The sequence below is a fragment of the Staphylospora marina genome (genome assembly GCF_003856495.1).
Taxonomy (GTDB): Bacteria; Bacillota; Bacilli; order Thermoactinomycetales; family Thermoactinomycetaceae; genus Staphylospora; species Staphylospora marina.
In genome coordinates this window covers 84,871-108,013 of sequence record NZ_CP034118.1, presented here as the reverse complement: position 1 = coordinate 108,013, position 23,143 = coordinate 84,871, and the positions used below count along the sequence as shown (strand labels likewise).

The 23,143-nt window shown below is 58.8% G+C and carries 22 protein-coding genes and 2 tRNA genes; all 24 read right to left on the bottom strand.

The annotated features are described in order from the left end of the window. Window positions 1–357 precede the first annotated feature (357 nt). Window positions 358–1,839 (bottom strand): lysine--tRNA ligase, encoded by a 1,482-nt coding sequence (gene lysS / locus EG886_RS00530; protein ID WP_124728601.1) that lies wholly within the window; start codon window positions 1,837–1,839, stop codon window positions 358–360. A gap of 43 nt (window positions 1,840–1,882) precedes the next feature. Further along, window positions 1,883–2,878 carry a tRNA dihydrouridine synthase DusB gene (gene dusB, locus EG886_RS00525; protein ID WP_124726334.1) on the bottom strand — a complete coding sequence of 332 codons (996 nt, stop codon included), beginning with the start codon at window positions 2,876–2,878 and terminating at the stop codon, window positions 1,883–1,885. Window positions 2,879–2,906: 28 nt separating this feature from the next. Then, window positions 2,907–3,428 carry a 2-amino-4-hydroxy-6-hydroxymethyldihydropteridine diphosphokinase gene (gene folK / locus EG886_RS00520; RefSeq protein WP_124726333.1) on the bottom strand — a complete coding sequence of 174 codons (522 nt, stop codon included), beginning with the start codon at window positions 3,426–3,428 and terminating at the stop codon, window positions 2,907–2,909. Continuing rightward, window positions 3,425–3,784, bottom strand: a complete 360-nt coding sequence (gene folB / locus EG886_RS00515) for a dihydroneopterin aldolase (RefSeq protein WP_124726332.1) — start codon at window positions 3,782–3,784, stop codon at window positions 3,425–3,427. The genes folK and folB overlap by 4 nt, the downstream gene beginning before the upstream one ends. A 6-nt stretch (window positions 3,785–3,790) precedes the next feature. Continuing rightward, window positions 3,791–4,612 (bottom strand): dihydropteroate synthase, encoded by an 822-nt coding sequence (gene folP / locus EG886_RS00510; RefSeq protein WP_124728600.1) that lies wholly within the window; start codon window positions 4,610–4,612, stop codon window positions 3,791–3,793. An 11-nt stretch (window positions 4,613–4,623) separates the two neighbouring features. Beyond that, window positions 4,624–5,502 carry an aminotransferase class IV gene (locus EG886_RS00505; RefSeq protein ID WP_241154333.1) on the bottom strand — a complete coding sequence of 293 codons (879 nt, stop codon included), beginning with the start codon at window positions 5,500–5,502 and terminating at the stop codon, window positions 4,624–4,626. Continuing rightward, a complete protein-coding gene (locus EG886_RS00500) occupies window positions 5,499–6,083 on the bottom strand; it encodes an anthranilate synthase component II (RefSeq protein ID WP_124726331.1) in 585 nt (194 codons plus the stop codon). Before EG886_RS00500 ends, EG886_RS00505 begins: the two co-directional genes overlap by 4 nt. A gap of 252 nt (window positions 6,084–6,335) precedes the next feature. Continuing rightward, the gene (gene cysK, locus EG886_RS00495) at window positions 6,336–7,262 is read right to left on the bottom strand and encodes a cysteine synthase A (RefSeq protein WP_124726330.1); all 927 of its coding nucleotides are present in this window, start codon (window positions 7,260–7,262) and stop codon (window positions 6,336–6,338) included. Window positions 7,263–7,339: 77 nt separating this feature from the next. Next, window positions 7,340–8,212, bottom strand: a complete 873-nt coding sequence (gene hslO, locus EG886_RS00490; RefSeq protein WP_124726329.1) for an Hsp33 family molecular chaperone HslO — start codon at window positions 8,210–8,212, stop codon at window positions 7,340–7,342. Between the two features lie 63 nt (window positions 8,213–8,275). Then, complete coding sequence (locus tag EG886_RS00485) at window positions 8,276–9,058, bottom strand: type III pantothenate kinase (RefSeq protein ID WP_124726328.1); 783 nt, start codon at window positions 9,056–9,058, stop codon at window positions 8,276–8,278. A 152-nt stretch (window positions 9,059–9,210) separates the two neighbouring features. Continuing rightward, window positions 9,211–11,274 (bottom strand): ATP-dependent zinc metalloprotease FtsH, encoded by a 2,064-nt coding sequence (gene ftsH, locus EG886_RS00480; protein ID WP_124726327.1) that lies wholly within the window; start codon window positions 11,272–11,274, stop codon window positions 9,211–9,213. 71 nt (window positions 11,275–11,345) lie between these two features. Further along, on the bottom strand, window positions 11,346–11,885 hold the full coding sequence (gene hpt / locus EG886_RS00475) for a hypoxanthine phosphoribosyltransferase (protein WP_124726326.1): 540 nt from the start codon (window positions 11,883–11,885) through the stop codon (window positions 11,346–11,348). Further along, window positions 11,800–13,350 (bottom strand): tRNA lysidine(34) synthetase TilS, encoded by a 1,551-nt coding sequence (gene tilS, locus EG886_RS00470; RefSeq protein WP_124726325.1) that lies wholly within the window; start codon window positions 13,348–13,350, stop codon window positions 11,800–11,802. Before tilS ends, hpt begins: the two co-directional genes overlap by 86 nt. 102 nt (window positions 13,351–13,452) lie before the next feature. Continuing rightward, window positions 13,453–15,924: a stage II sporulation protein E gene (spoIIE, locus tag EG886_RS00465; protein WP_124726324.1), complete on the bottom strand. Its 2,472-nt coding sequence runs from the start codon at window positions 15,922–15,924 to the stop codon at window positions 13,453–13,455. Window positions 15,925–16,224: 300 nt separating this feature from the next. Next, window positions 16,225–16,713: a ribonuclease FAU-1 family protein gene (locus tag EG886_RS00460; protein ID WP_164491565.1), complete on the bottom strand. Its 489-nt coding sequence runs from the start codon at window positions 16,711–16,713 to the stop codon at window positions 16,225–16,227. 108 nt (window positions 16,714–16,821) lie between these two features. Next, window positions 16,822–16,898: transfer RNA gene (locus EG886_RS00455), tRNA-Met, on the bottom strand. A 7-nt stretch (window positions 16,899–16,905) separates the two neighbouring features. After that, window positions 16,906–16,982, bottom strand: a tRNA-Met gene (locus EG886_RS00450). A 424-nt stretch (window positions 16,983–17,406) separates the two neighbouring features. Continuing rightward, window positions 17,407–17,772: an FtsB family cell division protein gene (locus tag EG886_RS13580; protein WP_164491564.1), complete on the bottom strand. Its 366-nt coding sequence runs from the start codon at window positions 17,770–17,772 to the stop codon at window positions 17,407–17,409. Next, window positions 17,772–18,350 (bottom strand): spore cortex biosynthesis protein YabQ, encoded by a 579-nt coding sequence (yabQ, locus tag EG886_RS00440; protein WP_124726321.1) that lies wholly within the window; start codon window positions 18,348–18,350, stop codon window positions 17,772–17,774. Before yabQ ends, EG886_RS13580 begins: the two co-directional genes overlap by 1 nt. Continuing rightward, a complete protein-coding gene (gene yabP / locus EG886_RS00435; RefSeq protein WP_124726320.1) occupies window positions 18,347–18,640 on the bottom strand; it encodes a sporulation protein YabP in 294 nt (97 codons plus the stop codon). The genes yabQ and yabP overlap by 4 nt, the downstream gene beginning before the upstream one ends. Before the next feature lie 111 nt (window positions 18,641–18,751). Beyond that, complete coding sequence (locus EG886_RS00430) at window positions 18,752–19,042, bottom strand: RNA-binding S4 domain-containing protein (RefSeq protein WP_124726319.1); 291 nt, start codon at window positions 19,040–19,042, stop codon at window positions 18,752–18,754. A gap of 75 nt (window positions 19,043–19,117) precedes the next feature. Then, complete coding sequence (gene yabN, locus EG886_RS00425; protein ID WP_124726318.1) at window positions 19,118–20,578, bottom strand: bifunctional methyltransferase/pyrophosphohydrolase YabN; 1,461 nt, start codon at window positions 20,576–20,578, stop codon at window positions 19,118–19,120. Window positions 20,579–20,593: 15 nt separating this feature from the next. Next, the gene (locus EG886_RS00420) at window positions 20,594–22,213 is read right to left on the bottom strand and encodes a putative polysaccharide biosynthesis protein (protein WP_164491563.1); all 1,620 of its coding nucleotides are present in this window, start codon (window positions 22,211–22,213) and stop codon (window positions 20,594–20,596) included. 309 nt (window positions 22,214–22,522) lie between these two features. After that, window positions 22,523–23,065, bottom strand: a complete 543-nt coding sequence (spoVT, locus tag EG886_RS00415; RefSeq protein WP_124726316.1) for a stage V sporulation protein T — start codon at window positions 23,063–23,065, stop codon at window positions 22,523–22,525. Window positions 23,066–23,143: the final 78 nt, after the last annotated feature.

The following is a 23,143-nucleotide window of genomic DNA, read 5'->3' as shown; positions in this document are numbered from 1 at the left end:
TCCATGTGGCGTCGTTATCTTTAAATATAATTTTACTAACAAGTGAAAGAAAGTAGCAAGTAGACGAAAAGAAACGGATTGGGAAAATTGTTGGATATTGTCGAACTTTTCCCCGATCCGGGGATTTGAAGAAAAATCAGTCAACACCCTCGGCGGCAACCCGAGGGTCTTTCATCTCGAAACCTAGCGTCATTATAGACCGTTTGAACAGGTTCGACAAGCAATCCGGCCAAATCTCAACCGTCCGTCAAAAAAAAGGCGCTTCCCGGCCGTCCGAAAAGCGCCTGTCCACAAGTTGTGCACAAAAAAGCGAACATTTGTGAACAACTTGTGGATAACCCGTGTCATCTGCCGCGATCAGCCCTGTTGCTCACGCATGTGCGGGAAGAGCAGGACATCGCGGATCGAGGGGCTGTCGGTCAGCAGCATCACCAAACGGTCGACGCCGATCCCCAATCCTCCGGTCGGCGGCATGCCGTATTCCATCGCCTCCAGATAATCTTCATCCATCGGATGGGCCTCGTCATTTCCGGCCGCTTTTTCCTTCAGTTGCTGTTCGAACCGCTCCCGCTGATCGATCGGATCATTGAGCTCGGTGAACGCATTGGCGTGCTCCCGGCCGACGATGAACAATTCGAACCGGTCAGTGAACCGCGGATCCTTGTCGTTCTTCTTCGCCAGCGGCGAAATTTCCACCGGGTGACCGTAAACGAAGGTGGGCTGGATGAGCAGGTGTTCCACTTTTTGCTCGAAGAATTCGTTCACGATGTGCCCGAACGTCATGGCCGGCGTGATCTCCACTCCATGCTCTTTGGCCAGCGCGCGGGCTTCTTCGTCCGTCATCTCCCGGGTGAAATCGACGCCGACGTGTTCGCGGATCAGGTCGGTCATCGATTTGCGGGCCCAACCGGGCGACAGATCCACCTCATGGCCCTGATAGGTGATGGTCGTGGAACCCAGCACTTCCTGTGCCACATGGGCAATCAGGTTTTCGGTCAGGGTCATGATGTCTTGGAAATCGGCATACGCCTCGTATAGTTCCAGCATGGTGAATTCCGGATTGTGCCGGGTGGAAACCCCCTCGTTCCGGTACACGCGCCCGATTTCGTAAACCTTTTCGATCCCGCCGACGATCAGCCGTTTCAGGTGCAGTTCCAGGGCGATCCGCATGTACATCGTCATGTCCAGTGCGTTGTGGTGCGTGATGAACGGACGCGCGGCCGCACCGCCTGCGATCGCGTGCAAGGTGGGCGTCTCCACTTCCAGGAACCCTTGGGAATCCAGATACCGGCGCATGGAAGCGATGATCCGGCTGCGGGTGACGAACGTCTCTTTGACGTCGGGGTTCATGATCAAATCCAGATACCGCTTTCGATACCTGAGTTCCACGTCTTTCAGGCCATGGTATTTTTCCGGCAACGGACGGAGCGACTTGGAGAGGAAGGTGACCTCGGCCGCCTTGATGCTCAGCTCGCCCCGGTTGGTTTTGAACACGGTGCCGTCGACGCCGACGAAATCGCCGATGTCCGCCGTGCTGAAAATGTCATAGGCTTCTTCCCCCACCTGATCGAGACGGACATAGATCTGGATGCGACCGGACATGTCCTGCAGATGGGCAAACGAGGCTTTCCCCTGGACCCGCTTGGCCATCAGGCGGCCGGCGATGCGCACCCGCACCTCCTTTTCCTGCAGCTCCTCCTTGGTCAGCCCGTCGTACGCGGCGAGGATGTCCCCGGCAAAGTGGGTTCTTTCAAATTTGCGGCCGAACGGATCGATCCCCCGGCGGCGAAGCGCCTGCATTTTCTCGCGGCGCACCTGGAACAGGTCGCTGGTCAACATCTCTTCATGAGTCACGGTTCATGCACTCCTCCAGTCTCTGTGATCATGCGGTCTCAAGCACGTTTCCTTTCTCCAGTTCCCGTGCGTACCCCAGCAAGAGCTCCGCCATGGCGTCGCGGGACACCTGCCGGACGGCCTGTTCCTTGATGCGGGTCGCACCGGGGAGGCCCTTGAGATACCAGGAGGCGTGCTTGCGCATTTCCCGAACGGCAATTTCTTCTCCCTTGAGCTTCACCAGCCGGTCCATGTGCAGGATGGCGATTTGCATCTTTTCCATCGGTCCCGGTTCCGGCAGAAGTTCCCCCGTCTCCAGGTAATGGACGGTCCGGTACAGCATCCAGGGATTGCCGAGAGCGCCCCGTCCGATCATGACGGCGTCGCAGCCGGTGGTGTCCAGCATGCGCTTGGCGTCTTCCGGCGTGAACACGTCCCCGTTGCCGATCACCGGAATCTTGACGTTTTCCTTCACTTTGCCGATCATGGTCCAGTCGGCCTTGCCGCGATACAGCTGTTCGCGCGTGCGACCGTGCACCGCCACCGCACTTCCGCCGGCGCTCTCCACCGCCTTGGCGTTCTCCACGGCGTAGATGTGTTTGTCATCCCAGCCGATCCGCATCTTCACGGTGACCGGCTTCTTCACCGCGGAGACGACGGCGGACACCATCTCATAAATCTTGTCCGGATCCAGCAACCATCTGGCTCCCGCATCGCAGCGCGTCACCTTCGGAACCGGACAACCCATGTTGATGTCGATGATGTCGGCATTGGTTTGCTGATCCACCACCTTGGCCGCTTCCACGAGCGTTTCCCGGGTTCCTCCGAAAATCTGCAGACTGAGCGGTTTCTCCCGTTCATCCACGTACAGCATTTCCCGGGTTTTTTGGTTCCCGTGCAAAATGGCCTTGTCGCTCACCATTTCGGCACAGACGAGCCCCACGCCGAATTCCTTGGCGATCAATCGGAACGCGGGATTGCACACCCCGGCCATCGGCGCCAGAACGACGCGGTTTTTCAAACGAACGTTCCCGATCTGAAACATACGGATTCCTCCTTTCCATGGATCATGTTCATCCGATGTCCGTATTGAAAAGATTCCCTTCCAACTTGCTGATTTCCTGACCGGAAGGAAGCCGTTTCAGAAAATCGTCCAAGTGTTTCCCCGTTCCGGGAATCGGGATGTTTCCGGCAAGATCTCTCAAAGGCCACAGCACAAACGCCCTCTCGCCCATCCGGGGATGGGGAACGGTCAAACCGTCTTCCCGAATCATCTCCCGGTCCCAGAGCAAGATGTCCACGTCGATGGTCCGGGGGCCCCAGCGAACCTCCCGCACCCTTTCAAGCCGCCTTTCCACATCCAGACATACGTCCAGCATCCGGCGGGGAGAGAGCGTGACGCCGGTTCGGACGACCAGATTGAGAAAATCGGGCTGCTCCAGATATCCGACCGGTGACGTTTCATAAATCGGGGAAATCGCCTCAACGGTGATTCCCTCCGTCTCGTCCAACATCCTCACCGCTTCTTTCAGCCACCGGAGACGATCCCCCACATTGGAGCCCAGTCCGAGGTACACCGTGCTTGTTCCACTCATGGGTTTCGCCTCACGATTTCCACGCCGACGGCGTCATAATGTCCCGGAATCGGCGGGTCCGGTTTGGTGACCCGCACGCGGGCTTCCTTCACCGGAAACGCGGACAACAGGGCGGAGGCGATGTTTTCCGCCAGCGTTTCCAGCAGGTTGACCCGCTTTTCCGTCATTTCCCGGCGGACGGTTTCATACACTTCGGCGTAATTGACCGAAAGGGAAAGGTCATCCGTTTTTCCCGCCGAAGACAGATCCAATCCGAGTTCGACGTCGACGACGAAACGCTGGCCGAGCCGATTCTCTTCCGGAAACACCCCGTGATAGGCATAAAAGCGCATGCCGCTGACAAAAATTTTGTCCATGGTTCCTCACTCCACCGCGGACGGTCCGTACAACATGGCATCCATCATCCGGCAGACGCGGACCATTTCCCTGACATCATGCACGCGCACGATCCGGCAGCCCTTGACGATTCCCAGCGCCACGGTGGCTGCCGTGCCTTCCACGCGGTCATCCGGCGGAAGATCCAGCGTCCGACCGATGAAAGACTTGCGCGAGGTTCCCAGAAGGACCGGAAATCCCAAAGCGGTCACCTTCTCCAGTTCCCGCATCACCTGCAAATTGTGTTCATAAGTTTTGGCGAATCCGATCCCCGGATCGAGGATGATCCGCTCATCCGGAACCCCCGCACGCCGGACGATGTCGACGGATTCCATCAAGTCTGCACGGATGTCGTCCAAGAGTGAAACGTATTCCGCTTTTTCCCGGTTGTGCATCAGAATGACGGGAACGCCCGTCTCGGCGACAACCCGGGCCATGTCCGGGTCTTTCTTTGCCCCCCACACGTCATTGATGATACGGGCTCCCGCCCGGACCGCCTGGCGGGCCACTTCCGCCTTGTACGTGTCGACCGAGATCGGCACGTTCACTTCCTTGGCCACCGCTTCCACCACCGGGATGACCCGCTCCAGTTCCTCGTCGAGGGAGACGGGCATTGCCCCGGGCCGCGTGGATTCCCCGCCGATGTCAATGATGTCCGCCCCGTCCGCCGCCAACTTCCGGGCATGCTCCACCGCCGCCTCCAGCCGGACATACCGGCCACCGTCGGAAAAGGAGTCCGGTGTCACGTTGAGGATTCCCATCACCAAGGTTCGGTTCCGGACACGGAGCCACCCGGAACCCGCCATCATCTCCTGCCGAATCACTGTCCTTCTCCTCCCGTCTCTTGCCAAACACTCCACCGCCAACCGATATGACGGCGATATTCTTCCCACAGCAAACGGCCCACCGGATGCCGTTCCCATCGCCGGCCGTTCCAGGATCGAACCGGAACGATCTCCCGCACCGAATTGGTCAGGAAGATCTCGTCCGCTTCGTCGAGCACCCCGGGTGGCCAGATCCCTTCCTCCACGGGGATTCCCGCCCGCCGTGCCAACTCGAGCACAAAGGTCCGGGTCACTCCTTCCAGAATGCCCAACTCCAGGGACGGTGTGCAAAGAACCCCGTCCTTCACAAAGAAGAGGTGGCTGATGATGCCCTCCGCCAGCATTCCGTCTTTCGTCAGCATCAACCCTTCCTCATCCGGAAACGCGGAGAGCTCCTGTCGGGCCAGCACGCTGTTCAGGTAATTGGCCGTTTTGAACCGTTCCGCCCCGCCGGGGGCCTGCCTGGGCGTCCGTACCTGCCGAAGGGATTTCCCCCGCTGTTCCCAGGGAGGATCGGGGGGAAGCGGCCGGATGAACAGAAAGGTGTTGGGGCGCCCGTACCGGCCGGCACCCAGCCCCGGTCCTTCTTCCCCGGCGGTGACCGCCAACCGGACCGTGGCATCCTTCCAACCGTTCAGACGGGAGACGTGCCGGATTTGCCGGATCCAAGCCTCCCTGGACTGAGGAATGCGGATTCCCATGCACGCCAGACCCCGGTTCAGCCGATCCAGATGGTCATCCAGCAAAAACGGGTGACCGTCGTACAGCCGAAGCGTCTCAAACGCCCCAAGCCCGTACAGGAGTCCGTGGTCAAGCACGGAGATGCGCGCTTCCCGTTCCGGGACCGGTCGGTCCCCGAGCATCATCCAGGTCATGCCCTCCCGCCTTTCCCGGCAAGCCGGACAAAATTGGCCAAGAGTTCCTTCCCGCATTCACTCAGAATCGATTCGGGATGAAACTGGACCCCTTCCAGCGGCAGATGCCGGTGCCGGATGGCCATGATCTCCCCTTCCGGCGTGGTGGCGCTCACTTCCAGTTCCGGCGGCAAGCTCTTTGGATCCACCAAGAGCGAATGATACCGCATCACGGTCAGCGGGGACGGAAGCCCTTCGAACAGCGTCCGGCCGTCATGAAGAATCGGGGACGTTTTCCCGTGCATCAGTCGACCGGCCCGCACCACGCGGGCTCCGCAGACCTGTGCAATGGTCTGGTGCCCGAGACACACGCCGAGAATGGGAATCCGGCCGGCAAACCGTCGCACCGTTTCCACCGAAATGCCGGCGTCATCCGGGGTTCCGGGTCCCGGGGAAATGACGATGCAGGTCGGATTCATGGATTCTATTTCTTCGATGCGAATGGCATCGTTTCTCACCACGTGAAGACGCTCGCCCAGTTCCTCCAGGTACTGGACCAGATTGTACGTGAACGAATCGTAATTGTCGATCATCAGGATCATGGATCCCGCTCCTCTCCTCTCTTCTCTGCTCCACTCGGCTCCCCTGATCATGTTATTTTAACACACCCGCCGCAAGCCTTCCAAGAGAACAACCGATTCCGCAAACCCTCCATGCAAATGAAAAAAGCCCGTCACCCCATGGGCGAACAGGCTTTGCAATCCCCGTTGTTTCGGGACATGATGCGTCACGGTCTTCTCCCGATGCCGGAGGATGAGGACAACATGCATGATCCCTTCAATTCCCGGCAGGGATCAGTCCTCAAATTTGAACAGGTCCGTGGTCAGATAGCGCTCCCCGTTGGACGGCGACACGGCCAAAACGCGCTTGCCGTTCCCCAATCGTCTGGCCACTTTCAGCGCGGCCGCCGTTGCCGCACCGGTGGAAATTCCTCCGAGAATTCCCTCTTCGCGAGCCAGACGGCGTGCCCATTGGAAAGCTTCTTCATTTTCGACGGTGATGACTTCATCGTACACGCCGGTGTCGAGAATGTCCGGCACGAATCCGGCTCCGATTCCCTGAATCTTGTGCTTGCCCGGTTTTCCGCCGGACAGCACCGGAGAATCCGCCGGTTCCACGGCCACGATGTGAACGTGCGGGTATTTTTCCTTCAGAACCCGACCCACGCCGGTGATCGTTCCGCCCGTGCCGATTCCGGCCACGAAGGCGTCAATTTCGCCACCCATTTGCTCCACGATTTCCACCGCGGTCGTCTCCAGGTGAATCTTGACGTTGTCGGGGTTCTTGAATTGCTGAGGCATGAAGTAGTCGGGATTCTCCCGCTTGATCTCTTCCGCGCGGGCGATGGCCCCTTTCATCCCTTCCGCCCCGGGAGTGAGCACCAGTTCGGCACCGTAAGCCCTCAACAGGTTGCGGCGCTCCACGCTCATGGTGTCGGGCATCACGAGCAGCGCACGGTATCCCTTGGCCGCCGCGACCATCGCCAGTCCGATCCCCGTGTTGCCGCTGGTCGGCTCCAGAATGGTTGCTCCCGGTTTCAATTCCCCGCGTTTTTCCGCTTCTTGGATCATACTCAAAGCAATCCGGTCTTTGACGCTTCCGCCCGGATTGAAATATTCCAGTTTGAGGAACACATCGGCATCCGATTTGCCGACGATGCGATTCAGTTTGACAATCGGTGTCCGACCGATCAGACCCAGAATGTTGTCCGCAACCAGCATCCGGAACCAAGACCTCCTATTCCGAGTAAAAATGTAGGATTTGCTGTTTTTATCTTATCAACCCCGAAAGAAAGTTGTCAAATGATTTCTTCGATGATCCGCTTCAATTCATCCTCTCCGAACGTGCGGGTTTCTCCGCAGAAATGGCAGACCACTTCGGCCTTCCCCTGTTCGTTCAGGAGGGATTCCACTTCGTCCTTTCCGAGGCTGCGGAGCATCGCCTCGATCCGTTCCCGGGAACAGCGGCACCGGAAGCGGACGGGACGGGATTCCAGAATCTCCGCGTCATCCCCGAGCACCAGATACATCAGATCTTCCGGAGTCGCTCCTTCTTGAATGCGCTCCGAAATGGATCCGATGCCGGCGATCCGTTGTTCCAGCCGGTCGATCACTTCATCCGATGCCCCCGGCATCACCTGAACCATGTAACCGCCGGCCGCCAGGATTTCCTCCCCTTTGACCAGAACCCCGAGCCCGACGGAAGACGGGGTTTGCTCCGACACGCTGAAATAATAGGTAAAATCATCCCCCAGCTCTCCCGAAACGATGGGACTGGTTCCCGTGTAGGGTTCGCGAAGTCCCAGGTCCTTGATGATGTAAATGGATCCTTTGCCGACGGCCGTCCCCACGTCCAACTTTCCGTCCGCCCTTCTCGGGATGTCCGTTTGCGGATGATCGACGGTCCCGCGAACGTTTCCTTGCCCGTCCGCGTCCGCGATGATTTGCCCGAGCGGGCCGTCTCCGCTTACGCGGATGGTGATGCGATGCTTTTCCTCCTTCAGGTTGAGGCCCATCATCGCCGCCATGGTGACCGTCCGGCCGAGTGCCGCACTGGCCACCGGCCAAGTCTTTTGCCGATTGCACATGTCCTGGACGAGTCCGGTCGTTTTGGCGGCAAACCCGCGAACAAAACCGTCCGCCGAGATGGCTCGTACCGTGTAATCCCTCATGTTCGTTCCCTCCCGTGCCGCAAGTGTCCCGAAGGACAGGGAAACCCCCAGGCGTTCCGGGGGTTACTTGCGGTTGCGTTCATAAATGATTTTCAGTCCTTGCAAGGTCAAATGCGGATTCACTTCATCGATCGTCCGGGTATCGTTGCAGATGAGCGAAGCGAGCCCACCGGTCGCGACCACTTTGGGACGCTTCTTCAGCAGCGCTTTCATGCGGGTGACAATTTCATCCACCACGCCCACATACCCGTAGTAAACGCCGGCCTGCACCGACTGGACCGTGTTGCGTCCCACCACCGCTTCCGGCTTCACGATCTCCACCCGGGTCAGTTTGGCGGCCCGTTGCACCAGGGCTTCGGCGGAAATGTTCACCCCCGGGGTGATGGCACCGCCGAGGTAGTTCCCGTCTTCATCGATGAAACAGAAGGTGGTGGCCGTTCCGAAGTCGACGATGATCACCGGCGCCCCGTACAGTTCGATCGCGGCGACCGCATTGGCGATCCGGTCCGCTCCCACTTCCCGCGGGTTGTCCGTTTTGATGTTCAAACCGGTTTTCACGCCGGGACCCAACACCAACGGGGTAAGACCCATGTACTTTTCGGTCATCCGCGTCAACACGTTGGTCAGCGGCGGAACCACGGAAGAGATGATGACCCCCTCAAAATCATCCAATCCAAATCCGACGTGGGTCAACAGACTTTTCAGCATCATGCCGAATTCGTCTTCGGTCGCGTTGCGGTCCGTCTGCAATCTCCAATGATGGGAAAGCTCCTCTCCCCGATACACTCCCAGCACGATATTGGTGTTTCCGACATCCATCAAGAGAAGATTTGCGTGATTCTCCATCTGTTCTTCCCACCCGTTCTGACCGGTGTTCCCGGATTGTGACCGGACCGGCTGTTTCCCTCCATATGTTGCCCAAACGCATCGAATCAAAGCGGCGAATGCCAAACAAAAGAGGCACCGTCCAAGCGGCGCCTCCGAATCGTCCGGTCTCCTCACTGAACCGGGTGATCCTTGTCCTTCCCGGAATCTCCGGAATCCTTGCCGGACGGCTTGTCACCGTTGCCCTGCCCGGCTCCGATTTCCGGGTAAAACGCGGGCCCGTTGGGCAGCTTGTCACCGATCTCCGCACCCGTCTGCCCTTCGTCCCGGAGGGATTCTTCCGCTTTCGCGGAACCGGCCCCTTCTTCCGTTTTCGGATTCTCTTTTCCCTGGATGTTGACCTTCACGTCATCGTCGTCATCCAGCTTGCCGGTGTCCAGCAGCTGCCGGATCTGCTGCTCGTCCAGCGTTTCACGCTTGAGCAACGTTTGGGCCAACAATTCCAGTTTGTCGCGTTTTTCCAGGAGAAGGCTCTTGGCACGATTGTAGCAAGTGCGGATCATTTCCTGCATTTCCATGTCGATTTCGTAGGCGATCCGGTCACTGTAGTTTTGCTCGCTGCCAAGATCCCGTCCCAGGAACACCTGACCCTGCGGACGCCCGAACGTCATGGTGGCCAGTTTTTCGCTCATGCCGTACTCGGTGATCATGGCACGAACGATGCCGGTGGCTTTTTCAAAATCGTTGCTTGCTCCGGTGCTGACTTCACCGAACACGATTTCTTCCGCCACCCGGCCGCCGAGAAGTCCCGTCACGCGATCCAGCAGTTCGTTGCGGGTGGCCATGTAGCGATCTTCCTTCGGAAGCATCATGGCGTAACCGCCGGCCATTCCCCGCGGAACGATGGTCACTTTGTGAACCACGTCGGCATGCTCCAGATAATATCCGCAGATGACGTGTCCCGCTTCGTGGTAGGCGACGATTCTCCGTTCCTTGTCACTGATCACGCGGCTTTTCTTCGCCGGACCCGCGATCACCCGGTCGATCGCCTCGTCGATGTCTTCCATGATGATCTTCCGGCGTCCCGCACGGGCAGCGAGCAGCGCGGCTTCGTTGAGCAGGTTTTCCAGATCGGCCCCGGAGAACCCGGTGGTCCGCTTGGCAATCGTCGACAGGTTGACCTCATCGGACAGCGGTTTGTTGCGCGCATGAACTTTCAAAACCGCTTCCCGCCCCTTCACGTCCGGACGATTGACCAGGATCTGACGGTCAAACCGGCCGGGACGGAGCAGGGCCGGATCCAGAATGTCCGGACGGTTGGTGGCGGCCATGACGATGATGCCCGCGTTTTCATCAAATCCGTCCATTTCGACCAGCAACTGGTTGAGCGTTTGTTCCCGTTCGTCATGCCCTCCGCCCAGACCGGCTCCGCGTTGCCGGCCCACGGCGTCGATCTCGTCGATGAAGATGATGCACGGCGCGTTCTTCTTCGCCTGCTCGAACAGGTCACGCACGCGGGAAGCACCCACACCGACGAACATCTCCACAAAGTCCGAACCGCTGATGGAAAAGAAGGGAACCTTCGCTTCACCGGCCACGGCCCGGGCGAGAAGGGTTTTCCCCGTTCCCGGCGGACCCACGAGGAGCACGCCTTTGGGAATGCGCGCGCCCATGGCGGCATAGCGGCGGTTGTCCCGCAGGAAGTCGACGATCTCCACCAACTCGGCTTTCTCTTCGTCCGCACCGGCCACGTCGTCAAACGTGACCCGCTTCTTTTCCTCATTGTAGAGCTTCGCCTTGCTCTTGCCGAAATTCATGACCCGGCTTCCGCCGCCCTGGGCCTGATTCAGCACGAAGAAAAACAACAGCAACAAGATCACGAAGGGAAAGAGCGAAGTGAAAAAGGTAAACCACAGGGAATCTCCCTTGCGTTCCTTGATCTCCCACTTGACCCCGGATTTTTCAAGGTTCTGAATCACCGTGCTGCCGTACCCCTCGGGCCCCCGGGTGATGAACGTCTTGTTTTCGTTTTTGTATTTTCCCTCGATGTAGAACGTCCCGTTCTCGGGCTGCACGATGATGTCTTTCAATTCGCCGTTGAGCAGTTTTTTCGTGTATTCGTCATATGACAGCGTTCTCGTGTCGGAACTGGGATTGGCAATCATGTTGACAACCCCGACAATGACAAGGAAGAGGATAATATATAATACTCCGTTCCTGAGGAAGAAGTTTTTCATCCCTGGCCTCCTCTCGGTCCACTTGTATCATTGTATCACAGCACGCGGCGCCCATACAACAAAGCGGGATTTCAGGACTGGTAAACCTCTTCCTTCAAAATGCCGATATAGGGAAGGTTGCGGTATTTCTCCGCATAGTCGAGACCATACCCCACCACGAACGCGTCGGGAATGGTGAAGCCCGCGTAATCCGGTTTCAGATCGACCTTGCGGCGGTCCGGTTTGTCAAGGAGCGTCACGATTTTCACCGAAGCGGCTCCGCGTCCCTTGAGGAGTTCCACCAGGTAGCTGAGCGTCAATCCGGTGTCGATGATGTCTTCGACGATGACGATATGACGTCCTTCCACCGATGCATCCAGATCTTTGAGAATCCGGACCACACCGGAAGATTTCGTGGATTTGCCGTAACTGGAGACCGCCATGTAATCCGTTTCCAGCGGGATGTCCACTTTCCGGATGAAATCCGCCATGAACGGAACGGCCCCTTTGAGCACGCATATCATCAGCGGAAACAAGTCCCGGTATTCATCGGCGATCGCTTTGCCCAACTCCGCCGTCCTCCGGGCAATCTCCTCTTCCGTGATCAAGATCTGTTTGATGTCCTGATGCATGACAGTCCTCCTGTATTTGCGAAAGCTTCTGCGGAACCGACGGGTCCTCTTCCCGGACCCACTCCAAACAGAGAAATCGCCGGGTCGCTGACGTGACCGGCGCCAGGGCGGAGCGTCTGATTCCGGGCAGCCACAGGATCTCTCCCCCGCATTCGACCACGGGGTGGCGGTCACGCAGCCGCTTGGGAATCTTCGCTTCCATGAATACATCTTTCAATTTTTTGGTTCCGTTCATTCCCAACACCGTCATCCGATCGCCCGGTTTGCGGGAACGCACCACCAACGGACCTTCCAGGGCGTCCCGGTCGAACACCGCTTTGTCGCGCCCGTCCACCTGCCCGTGCCATGATCCTTCCTTGACGGACGCACGAATCGCGCCGGACAATCCGGAAAGCGGCGTCATGCCAGGGATGACAAGCGGGATCCTGACGGAAGCAGGTCCATGTTCGACTGCCGTTTCCTGGTTCCCGCCGCGCCGCGTCAACCGCATGAGTCCGTATTCCCGACAAGCCAGAATGCCTCCGGGCAAATCCGCACGCGCGGAAGGGTTGTCCCCCAACGCGAGATTCCTTGCCCGCTCCACCGCATCCAACGTCCAGTCCGGATTTTCCGCATCCGAAAGATAACTTAATATTAGTTTAACCATCCTGCGTTGTAAAGCAACGGGCAGGTGAAGAAAACTTGAAACGTCCAGCTCCCACACGTCTCTTTCCCGTCTGAGGCACACCTTCCGGACGGCATCTTCGGTCAGATCCTTCCACACCCGTTCTTCTTCGCGAAGAATGTCCGCCAGCTGGTTGAGCGCCCGTTTGACCCGGGGATTCACGCTTTCCAGCACCGGCATGATTTTGTGACGGACGTAGTTGCGCGTATAAACAAGGCTTTCATTGCTGGAATCCAGGCGGGGACGGATGTTCCTTTCCCGGCAGAAGGCTTCGAGCTCTTCTTTGGAACAGCCGAGGAGCGGACGGATCAGGCGAATCCCTTTCCACCGGCGCACTTTCTCCATTCCGGTCAACCCGCCGGGGCCGGCTCCCCGGAGCATGCGCATCAACACCGTTTCCGCTTGGTCATCCGCGTGGTGAGCCAGCGCCAGCACGTTTGCGTTCCAGCGTTTTGCCGCTTCCCGAAACAGCCGGTACCGCCATTTCCTCGCCACATCCTGGCGGTTTCCGCCCCGGGCTTTGAGTTCACCGGCCACATCGGCTTGAAGGACGATGACCGGGATCTTTCGCTCCAGGCAAAACCGCTTGACAAACCGGGCGTCTTCCTCGCTTTCTTCCCCCCGGAGCCGATGGTTCACATGCACGGCTCCGACCGAAAAACCGCCTTCTTCCCGAAGCTCCCACATCACCTGAAGCAGCGCCGTCGAGTCGGGACCGCCCGACACCGCACACAACACGCGGTCCCCCTTCCCGACCAGCCTGCCCGTTTCCAGTTCTTCGCGAATCTTGGAGATGAGCACGGGTGAACTCTCCTTCAAAAGCAAAATCCGGGCATCCCCGGAAAAAGGAATCCGTTTCCATGATATCCCGCCGGTTAACTTTCCGCCAGTCCGGAAATTCCCTCAGCCGGCCGCTTTGGCCCGCTCCACCCGGCCCACGCCCGGCAACCGGATGGTGGACCACTCCGGCGCATGCCGTTCCACTTTCGTGACGATCACCGTCATGTCATCAAAAATGCGCCCTTCATGGGTGTTGACCACTTGTTTCAGCAGCCTTTCCGCAAAGTCCTGCGGATCTCTCGTGTCCGTCTGCGCGATGAGCGCGGCCAGCTCCTCGTCCCCGATCGCCTGATGCCCCGGACCGTCATAAACGCCGTCGGTCACCATGATGATGAAATCACCCGGCATCAATTGCATTTCGATCGGCTCCGCATCGACGCGGGGAAGAATGCCGATCGGCGGATTGGATGCCTCCAGTTTGAGCACCTGTTTTCCGCGCTTGATGAAACCCGGGGACGAACCGATTTTCATGAACCGGGCATGGGCCGTGTTCAAATCCACCAAAGCCAGATCGATGGTGGCAAACATCTCGTCGCTGCTCCGCAACCGAAGGATCGAGTTGACCGTCTCCACCGCCCGTCCTTCGCCCATGCCGGCGAGCAACAGACGGCGGATCAATTTGAGAGCCGCGGTGCTCTCCTCTCTGGCGCGCTGTCCGTTCCCCATGCCGTCGGACAGGGCCACGGCGTATTTTCCGGTTCCCAGATTCATGAATGCGTAGCTGTCGCCGGAGATCGCCCCTCCTCCTTTGGCCACCCCGGCCACACCGGTTTTCAGTTCATATCGCTGGGCCGAACCGATGGTGATCACCGCTCCGGGCGTTCCGTCCCTCACTTCTTTCCGCTGAACGGTGACCGGTTCCCCAAGAACCTCCGTCAGAAGCGGAGCCACCAGTTTTTTGCATTCCTCCAGACCTTCCCTGTCCGGCATCACAATCTCGATCTCCACTTTCCCTTCTTCGAGATTGATCACGTCCACCCGACCGATGGACAGGCCCAGCCGTTCGATCGCCTCGTGAATCTGTTCTTCATGGGCGGCAAGCACCTGCGTTTCATGGCGGATTTCCCGCGCGAGCGCCCCCATCACTTCCGCCATGCCGGCCAGCTGATCAGACACCAGGCGGCGGGATTCTTTCATTTTTTCCCGCCAGAACATCTCCTGTTCCGCCTCTTTGTAGAGCTTCCGGATGGCTCCCAGGGTTTTTTCCGGCCGGTCGCAACTGCGGATCCAAAACGATGGCGGGGTGAAGTCCCCGTCCCGCTCGCCCGCTTCCACCATGGTCATGAGCTGGGTCATGCCCTGATAAGTCTCAATCACCCGTTCTTCCCAACATCTGCTGAACAGCCGGCACCCCATGCAGGCTTCGCTCATCACGTCGGCCAAAAAGCGCTGAACCTGTTCCTCATCCTCGCGGGTGCGCCGGGTCGCCTCTTCGCGAAAGCTGAGCGCCAGTTCCTGAAACAACCCCGTGAACCGTTCCACCCTGGCGGCCGTCACGTCACGGAGACGGCGGATGTAATCCTGGTGTTCCGCCTGATTTTCAGGGGTCCCCGGCACATACCGGGACATGCTTTTAAACACCGCACGGGGGATCAGCAGAAACAATCCCACGCTGAGCGCCGATTCCTGCAGCGAACGCCACATGGCGGAAGTTCCGCCGTCATACAAAGTCAGAATCGCGGCACCGAGCATGAACCCGACGGACACACCGATGCGGCCTCCTTCACGAAAGAGGCCGGCCAACAGCCCGGCAAAGGCGAGCAAACTGATTTCCACCAGACTGTCCGGATTGGACAGACTGAGGATCAGGCCGGTGACCACCCCCATCGATGCGCTCACCAATCCTCCGCCCACCAGCGCAAGCACCAGCACGGCCAGGCGGGAAACGACGTGAACCACGGAAAATCCGCCCACTTCCCACCCCATGGTTCCCGTCATCACGGAACCGACCAGAATGACCAGACACACCATTTCCTCATGCCGGAGAAAGAATCGCTTCTTCCGGACCGTGAACAAGGGGAGACACCGGACAAAGATGAAGGTGAGGATGAAACTGAGCATCACCTCCATGGCCGCCAGCATCCCCGAATACGGATCCCAACCTTCCCAAACCATCTCCATCAGGCGGGCCGCGATGCCACCCACCGCCACCACGAAAGGGACGTAGTCGATCCTCTCTTTGCCCGCCCAGCTCCAGATCTTCTGCACCGCCAGCACCAAGAGCAGCGTTCCGCCCGTCCTGGCCGCTTCCAGGGGGCCGAGCGTCGCCGCCCCGGCAATGAGCGCGGCCATCACCGCCGGCCATTGTTTTCTCGCGAGATGGTACACCACGCCGAAATACGCGGCCGCAAACGGCGCCACGCTCTCCAGGATCGTGGCCCTCCCCAGCAAAAATCCCATGATCAGCAGCGGGATGTGCCACAGCTGGACAAACCGGTGCCATAATCTTCTTGCCCGACTCCGGTCCAAACGAAACCGGTTCATGAACGACATCGTCAAACGACGTTTCAGATGAGTTCCCAAACGCAACGTCATCAGCCCCCCGCCGAATTGCTGTTGGTGCCACTCATTATAGCGGGGGGCATTTCAGAAGTTTGTCATATTCGCTGAATGATCAGAAAATTTTTCCGACAAGATTTGCCGGATCGCCTCCATCCGCGCAAAACGCGGTGCTTTCCGGAATGAAAGGCACGGGGTTTCCCGTGAAGCGGGCACAAAACGCCGCGGATTCCCGTCCGTGATTTCGTCGGCTTCTGTCGCCAAACTTCGAGCGGGCAAGCAAAGCGACAAAACTTCCGAGCGACGGACACCGCCCGCCGCGCAGGCGTCGAAACGTCAGGGTCGACGCAACAGCGGTTCGGTCAGGGGATACATGCGGGCTTCCTGAATGAACGGCGGAATCAGACGGCGTTCCGTCTGCAAACGGATCATCCGGTCCAGCGTCCGCAGGGCATGCACCTGCTGCTTTTTGCGGATCTGTCCTTTTTCCACCGCATCGGCGAACTCGTCCACGTCCAGGACATGATAGCGACCGTCGGGATAGACGATCAGGTCAAAGAGAAGATCGACCATCACATACCGGAGCCGCCCCACCTGTTTCATCTGCATCACGTCGCAGTAATAATAGAGGAATTCCCCGGAACGCCCGAACACCTTGGAAACGGTGTACCCTTTGCGCACCAGGTAATACGTCAGGAAGATCCGCTTTCCGTCGGGATTGGCGTACTGGGTGGCAAAGCAGTTGCGGCCCCGCCAGTCCCTGATCTTTTCGGTATACGTTTTGTTGATGGTGGTGAACTTGATCTTTTTGATCACGACATTCACAAAACCACTCCCGCTTCCGCTTCCACCTCGGTCAAACTCAGCCAATCCCACAAAAAAAAGGCGACTCCCCGAACAACGGGTTCCCTCGCCTTCTCCTCTCAAACGGTTTGGTAGCGGCGGAGGGCCTCGAACCCCCGACCTCACGGGTATGAACCGTACGCTCTAGCCAGCTGAGCTACGCCGCCACGTTTTTGGTTGCGGGGGCAGGATTTGAACCTGCGACCTTCGGGTTATGAGCCCGACGAGCTACCGGACTGCTCCACCCCGCGTCGTTGTAGAAAATTGTTGATCGTTGCGAACAATCCCTATTATACGGAGGTGCCGCAGCGATGTCAACACCCGGGACAAAAATTTTTTCGGCAGAAAGTGCCTCGTGGCGGATTGAGAGGATCTTTTCCGCGAAGGTCTTTGAAATTATTCGGTTCCGTCGTGTTGGTTTCCGTGAAATCCCGGGGGCCGCCGCGTCAAACAGGGAACCCGGCCGATGCGTGTGTCCATTCATTCATGGTTCCCGGATGACGGGGCCGGCAAACGGTGTCCGGGGCAAATTTTTTCACGAAACGCCCCGTCGGCCCGTCCGGACCGGGCATCGAAAGGGATTCCCCGGTCCGGACGAAGCTTCCGTCGGAAACGCCTCCCCCGGTTTCCGGGACTTTCGCGACGAACCCCGGGCGGCCTCACCCGGAAGCGGCGTCATTCCCGAATCGTGTAAATTTCCTCGCCCGGTTTGCCGTACCCCATCGAGTGAGCCAGTTCCAGCAAATAGTTTTCATCGGTTTTCAATCTGCGAATCTCTTCCTGCAGCAGCCTGTTGGTTTCCTGCATGCTGGCGAGTTGTTGTTTCTTGGCGGCCAACTGTTGTTCTTTTTCCCAGATGCGGTTTTGTTGCGTGATCCATCCGTACAACGTGTAGATCGACACGATCGCCATGACGGCCAGCCAAAGCAGTCTCCGGCGGCGTACGGACGGATGCAGGGCGGGCCGGGGTTTCCGGTTCCCGACCTTTCGGTCCTTGCGCGCTCCCTGAAAAGCAAGGATGTTGTCTTGATTCACCGGCATCACGATCCACCCTTTTTCCGAATCTGCTTCCACCAGGTTGAGAACTTCGATGTTGCCGCGCGGATCCGTCGGACGACCGGTTCGGCTTTCCGGGACGCGAATTGAACGACGGGCCTGACCAACACGAAAGCGGGAGTCAAACAAATCCGGACGATCGAGAGAAGCAGGCGATACAGCCACCGAAGCAGGCGCCACGCCGCCCCGGCCAGGGCCACGAGGGGGGTCCACACCACCACCATGAAGGTGCGGTACACCTGAAGGGCCGTCCATTCCACGCCCGCGATGATCCGGCGGATGATCCGCAGGACGGGACGGGTGAACCAGCGATGATACAGAAAAAATCCCAGCAGCACGGCGGCCACGAGGTAAAACCGGAGTTCCCCCCGATTGCTCCACATCAAAAGAGCAAACACCAGCAGGGCGGAACCGGTCCAATACAACAGGTCGACGAGAGAGACGACCCATCCCCTCAGATGAAGCCGGATTTTCAAGGCCCTGTATACATCGAGCACCACTCCGAGAATCAGTCCGGACCCCATCATGAGCCCCATGGCCGTCCACTGCATTTCCAGATTCATCGGAAGATCCGCCCCAGAATTCCCTTGGCCCGTTCGGAAGCGGGAGCGCCGTGGCCGTCCAGGTACCCGAGATCCATCAGATGTCCTTCGATGGATACCCTGCCCGATTCCAGATCCAGGCTCCGGATGCGAAGATCCTGCCCGCGGATGCCCAGGTACCCGCACTCCGTTTTCAGCAGGAATTCTTCACTGTCAAAACTCTCGACGCGATTGACGCCCGTAATCTCCACCATTCCGCGATTGGTGAGAATGATTTCATGCCGGTTGCCGGAATACAGCTCCTCGCCCATCTCACGTACCCTCCTCTCTAGGTAACATGATATGGACAAAGCCTCCCGGTTAGAAGTTTTTTCCGAATCCGGTTCCCTCCGGATTCCCCGACACCCCGGCATGCCGGAGCGTCAATCTTCTTCCCCGTCCGAACGATCGCTCTCCCCGCCTCCGGTTTCCTCCCGGAGAACGGTGTACATCCGTCCGGCTTCCTCTTTTTTCGCGTTCTCCCGAAGCTCTTCCACCCGCACCGTCACCGACCGGTTTCCGAACCGCACCGTGATCTCGTCACCGGGCTTGAGAACGGTGCCCGCCTTTGCGGAGGTGCCGTTCACCGTCACCCGGCCCTGATCACACACTTCCTTTGCCAACGTCCTCCTCTTGATGAGTCGCGACACTTTGAGGAACTTGTCCAGTCTCATGATGACACCTCGTGCCTTCTTTATCCAATTCGGGAAACCGGGGGAATTCCCTTCCCGGATTCCGGATCCGTCTCCTCATTTTTCCGATTGTTTGGCTTCATTCCACCACTGATCCATTTCTTCCAAAGACATCTCCTGAAGCCGACGCCCCGATTCCCGGGCCCGCTGCTCGATATGTCCGAACCGCCGACGAAACTTGCGGCACGCACCGAGCAGGGCCAGTTCGGGATCCACCTTCAGGAACCGGGAGAGATTGACGACCGCAAAGAGCAAATCGCCGAACTCGTCCTCGATGGCTTTCCCGTTTTCCGCCCGTTGCAGTTCGTCCAATTCCTCGTAAATCTTTCCGAAGACCTCTTCCACCCGGTCCCAGTCGAATCCCACCTTGGCCGCCTTTTTCTGCAGGGCATGCGCCAGAGAAAGCGCCGGAAGGCCCTTGGGAATCCCCGAAAGAATGCCCGGTTCCGCTTCGCCGCCGCGTTCTTGACGCTTGATCCGTTCCCAGTTGGCCTTGACTTCTTCCGCGGTTTCCGCCTTCCCTTCCCCGAACACGTGGGGGTGACGGCGAATCATCTTGTCGCTCAACCGCCCGATGACTTCATGAATGTCGAAGTCACCGCTTTCCGAGGCGATCTGGGCATGAAGCATGACCTGGAGCAGAATGTCCCCCAGTTCGTCCGCCATGGCTTCCGGGTCATCCTCCGCAACGGCCTCCAGAAATTCGTGCGCTTCTTCCAACAGGTAGGGCCGAAGGCTCTCGTGCGTCTGTTTGCGATCCCACGGACATCCGTCCGGTCCCCGGAGCGTGCGGATGATCCCTTCGAGAAATTCAAAACGTCCGTACAGATTCCGATCATCGCGGACGGGCGGCACATACACCGTGGTCAGGTCATCAAAGCGGTCTTCATGATCCAGTTCGTAAAGGGGAACACAAACCGTCCGCTCCTTGCCGGGAATGCCGCAGGCGGATGCCACCGTGACCGGATGGTCGTCCGGGTACACGTCCATCAACGTCAGTTTCACGTCCGACGCGGTCATGCGATCATACACCTGAGCGATGACCACATGCCCCCGGGGATCGATCCGACCCGCGTCCAAAGCGGTGCCGTCCAGCAGCTGAAACCCTTCCACGGGATCGATGCCGAGAGACGTGAACAAGGGATCCAGAAAACTATGTCCTCCTTGCACGCTCACGTCGATTCCCCGCTCCGGCCCCCGTTTGAGAAGAAGCACCGTTGTCCGTTCGGCCACCCGCGGATGACCGGGAACGGCGTACACCACGGTTTCACCGGTGTCCGCTTCCCGCAGCAGCCGTTCGGCGATTTCTTCATACACTTGTTCAAACGCGGAGTGCCGCCTGTAAACCTCGTCCATGGTCTCAAAGGAGATCCCCCGCTCGCGAATCCAGCGGACCACGGGATGTTTGTCGGTCCGAAGGAACAGCCGGCCCGCCGACTCCAGCAGCTTTAGCGTCCCCAACGACAGGGCATGCTCATCCCCGAATCCAAGTCCGGTGATCACGATCTTGCCATTCATTTGCGCACCCCTCCTTCATGCACGGAACCAACGTTTTTTTTCGCCGAGGGCCCGGATCCGTTTTCCGATCTTCGGCAGCGTTTCGATCTCATCCATGCGAAGTGCACCGAAGCGAAGCAGTGCCCATCCGTACACGCATGCTCCCGTCACCAGACCCGTGAGTGCGATCACGCTCATCGCCGCCCGGTCGGCAAGTCCTGCCGGAAGCACGGCCTGAACGCCCATGCAAACCCCGAACACCGCCGCGCTCATCCAGAATACGGCGATGAGGCTCCGCCACAGACCGTCCGTTTCCCGTCGGAGCGCGGGGGCCAGCGGAACGAGAACGGCCAGATTGATCACCACGGCCACCAGATAGCCCGCCACCGTCGCCAGGGCCGCACCACGAATCCCGAGCCCGGGAATCAGGAAAACGTTGAGCACCCATTTGATTCCCGCTCCCGTCAGGAGCGAAACGGCCGGCACGATCACGCGTCCATACCCCTGCAAGACTCCGGACGTGGTGATCAGCAGCGTGGAAAAAAGGATCGTGAATGACATGAGGGCAAGTGCGTCGGTTCCGGCCGCGTCTTCGAACAACATGACATTGGCCGGTTCCGCAATCAAAAACAGGCCCAGCGAAGCCGGCAACCCGAACAGCCAGGTCAGGCGGACGGACAAGGCGGCGCGTTTTTCCGCCTCCCGATGTTTCCCTTCCGTCCGGGCCTCGGCGATGGCCGGCACCACGGACAAGGCGATGGCCGTGGCAAAGAACGACCCGAACTGAATCAACGGTTGCGCCCGGTCATAAATGCCTTTTTCATTCACCGCCCACGAAAGATCCATCCCTCCGGCCACCAACAGGTTGGCCACGGTGAACGAGTCCACCAGCGAAAACAGCGGAATCACCAACGATCCCAGACAGACCGGCAACGACAGAGCCAGGAGATCCCGCACCAACCGTCCGGAATTTCCATTCCCGGTGAACGGCGATATCCGCCGCTTGACTCCTTTCCCCGCGGAGCTTCGGAAAACGGCGAAGACCGCCAGTCCGGCGACCGCTCCCACGAAGGACCCGAACATCGCCCCCGCTCCGGCGTACACCGTGCCCCATCCGATCTCCATGAAATACCAGGACAAGATGAGGATGGTCGCCACCCGAAACGTCTGCTCCGTCACTTGGGACACCGCGGTGGGCATCATGTTTTGCGTGCCCTGGAAATAACCGCGCGCCGCGGAAACCAACGGTACGACCAGGAGCGCGGGGGCAACGGCCCGAATCGGGAGCGTCAGGGCTTCCCGGTTGCCCATCCATTCGGCGATGCTCTCCGCTCCGAAAAACAGCAGGACAAAAAGAAGGCATCCCGCCAGGGACAGGGTCGCCGCGGAAACGCGAAAAACCTCCCGGGCCCCCGCGGAGTCCCCGGATGCCAGTTTCTCGGAAACCATTTTGGAAATGGCCAGCGGAAAACCCGCCGTCGCCAGGGTCAACAGAACACTGTAGAGCGAGTAAACTTGCTGATAAACGTACATTCCCTCGTTGCCCGTGATGTTCTGATACGGAATCCGGTAAGCGGCTCCCAAAAACTTGCTGATCAGAAGGGCGAATCCCAGGATCGCCGCACCACGGACAAAAGACTGCCGTGCCTCAGCCATGATGTACCCCTTTCCCTTCCCCGCATTCCTTACATTATACAAAAGCGGAAGCATGGGACGAAAGACGGTACGCAGGGAATTCCGGGAAAAGAAAAAGGACGCGGAAAAAACGCGTCCGAAAAGATCTCCCCGAACCGGAAACCATCCGGTTCCGGATGCACAAGGAGCGCTCCGTGCGAAAAGATCCCGGCCCCGTCCGGGACCCCCGGATGACATCCGAACAAGATTTGACGACAGCCGCCAGGGCCGGTCGAACCCCGGCGGGACGCCGGCCGGGAAAAGGACGGGCGGTGAACGACGCCGCGCGCATCACTGCTCCATCTGTTTGCTCAGGAAAGACGCCGCCGTTCCCGCCAGCTTCACTTCCAGTTCTCCCATTCGGACGCCATCCTTTTTGGAAAGGAGAATGACGGCTCCGATCGGGTCCCCGCCGGCATTGATCGGGACAATCACGAACGACTGGTATTCCTCGGGCATTCCCTTGAAGATTTCCACCGTTCCCGGGTTGGTTTCCAGATGGTACCGCCGCTGCTCCATGCAGCTCTCCACCAGTTCACCGATCGGCTTTTCGAGATATTCCTTCTTCGACACCCCGGCAACGGCGATGACGGCGTCGCGATCGCAAATCAATGCGGGGTGCTGGATATTCTCAAACAACGATTCCGCGTATTCCTGCGCAAAGTCTGCCAATTCCCCGATGGGGGAGTATTTTTTCAAAATGACTTCTCCGTCACGATCAACAAAGATTTCGAGCGGATCTCCCTCCCGGATTCTGAGCGTCCGGCGAATTTCCTTCGGGATCACCACACGCCCGAGGTCGTCGATCCGACGCACGATGCCGGTTGCCTTCATTTGGACGCATGCCTCTCTTTCACTCAAATTTGTATCAGTCCTGGCTACGCCCATAGTATTCTTCCGCTGCCAATTTAT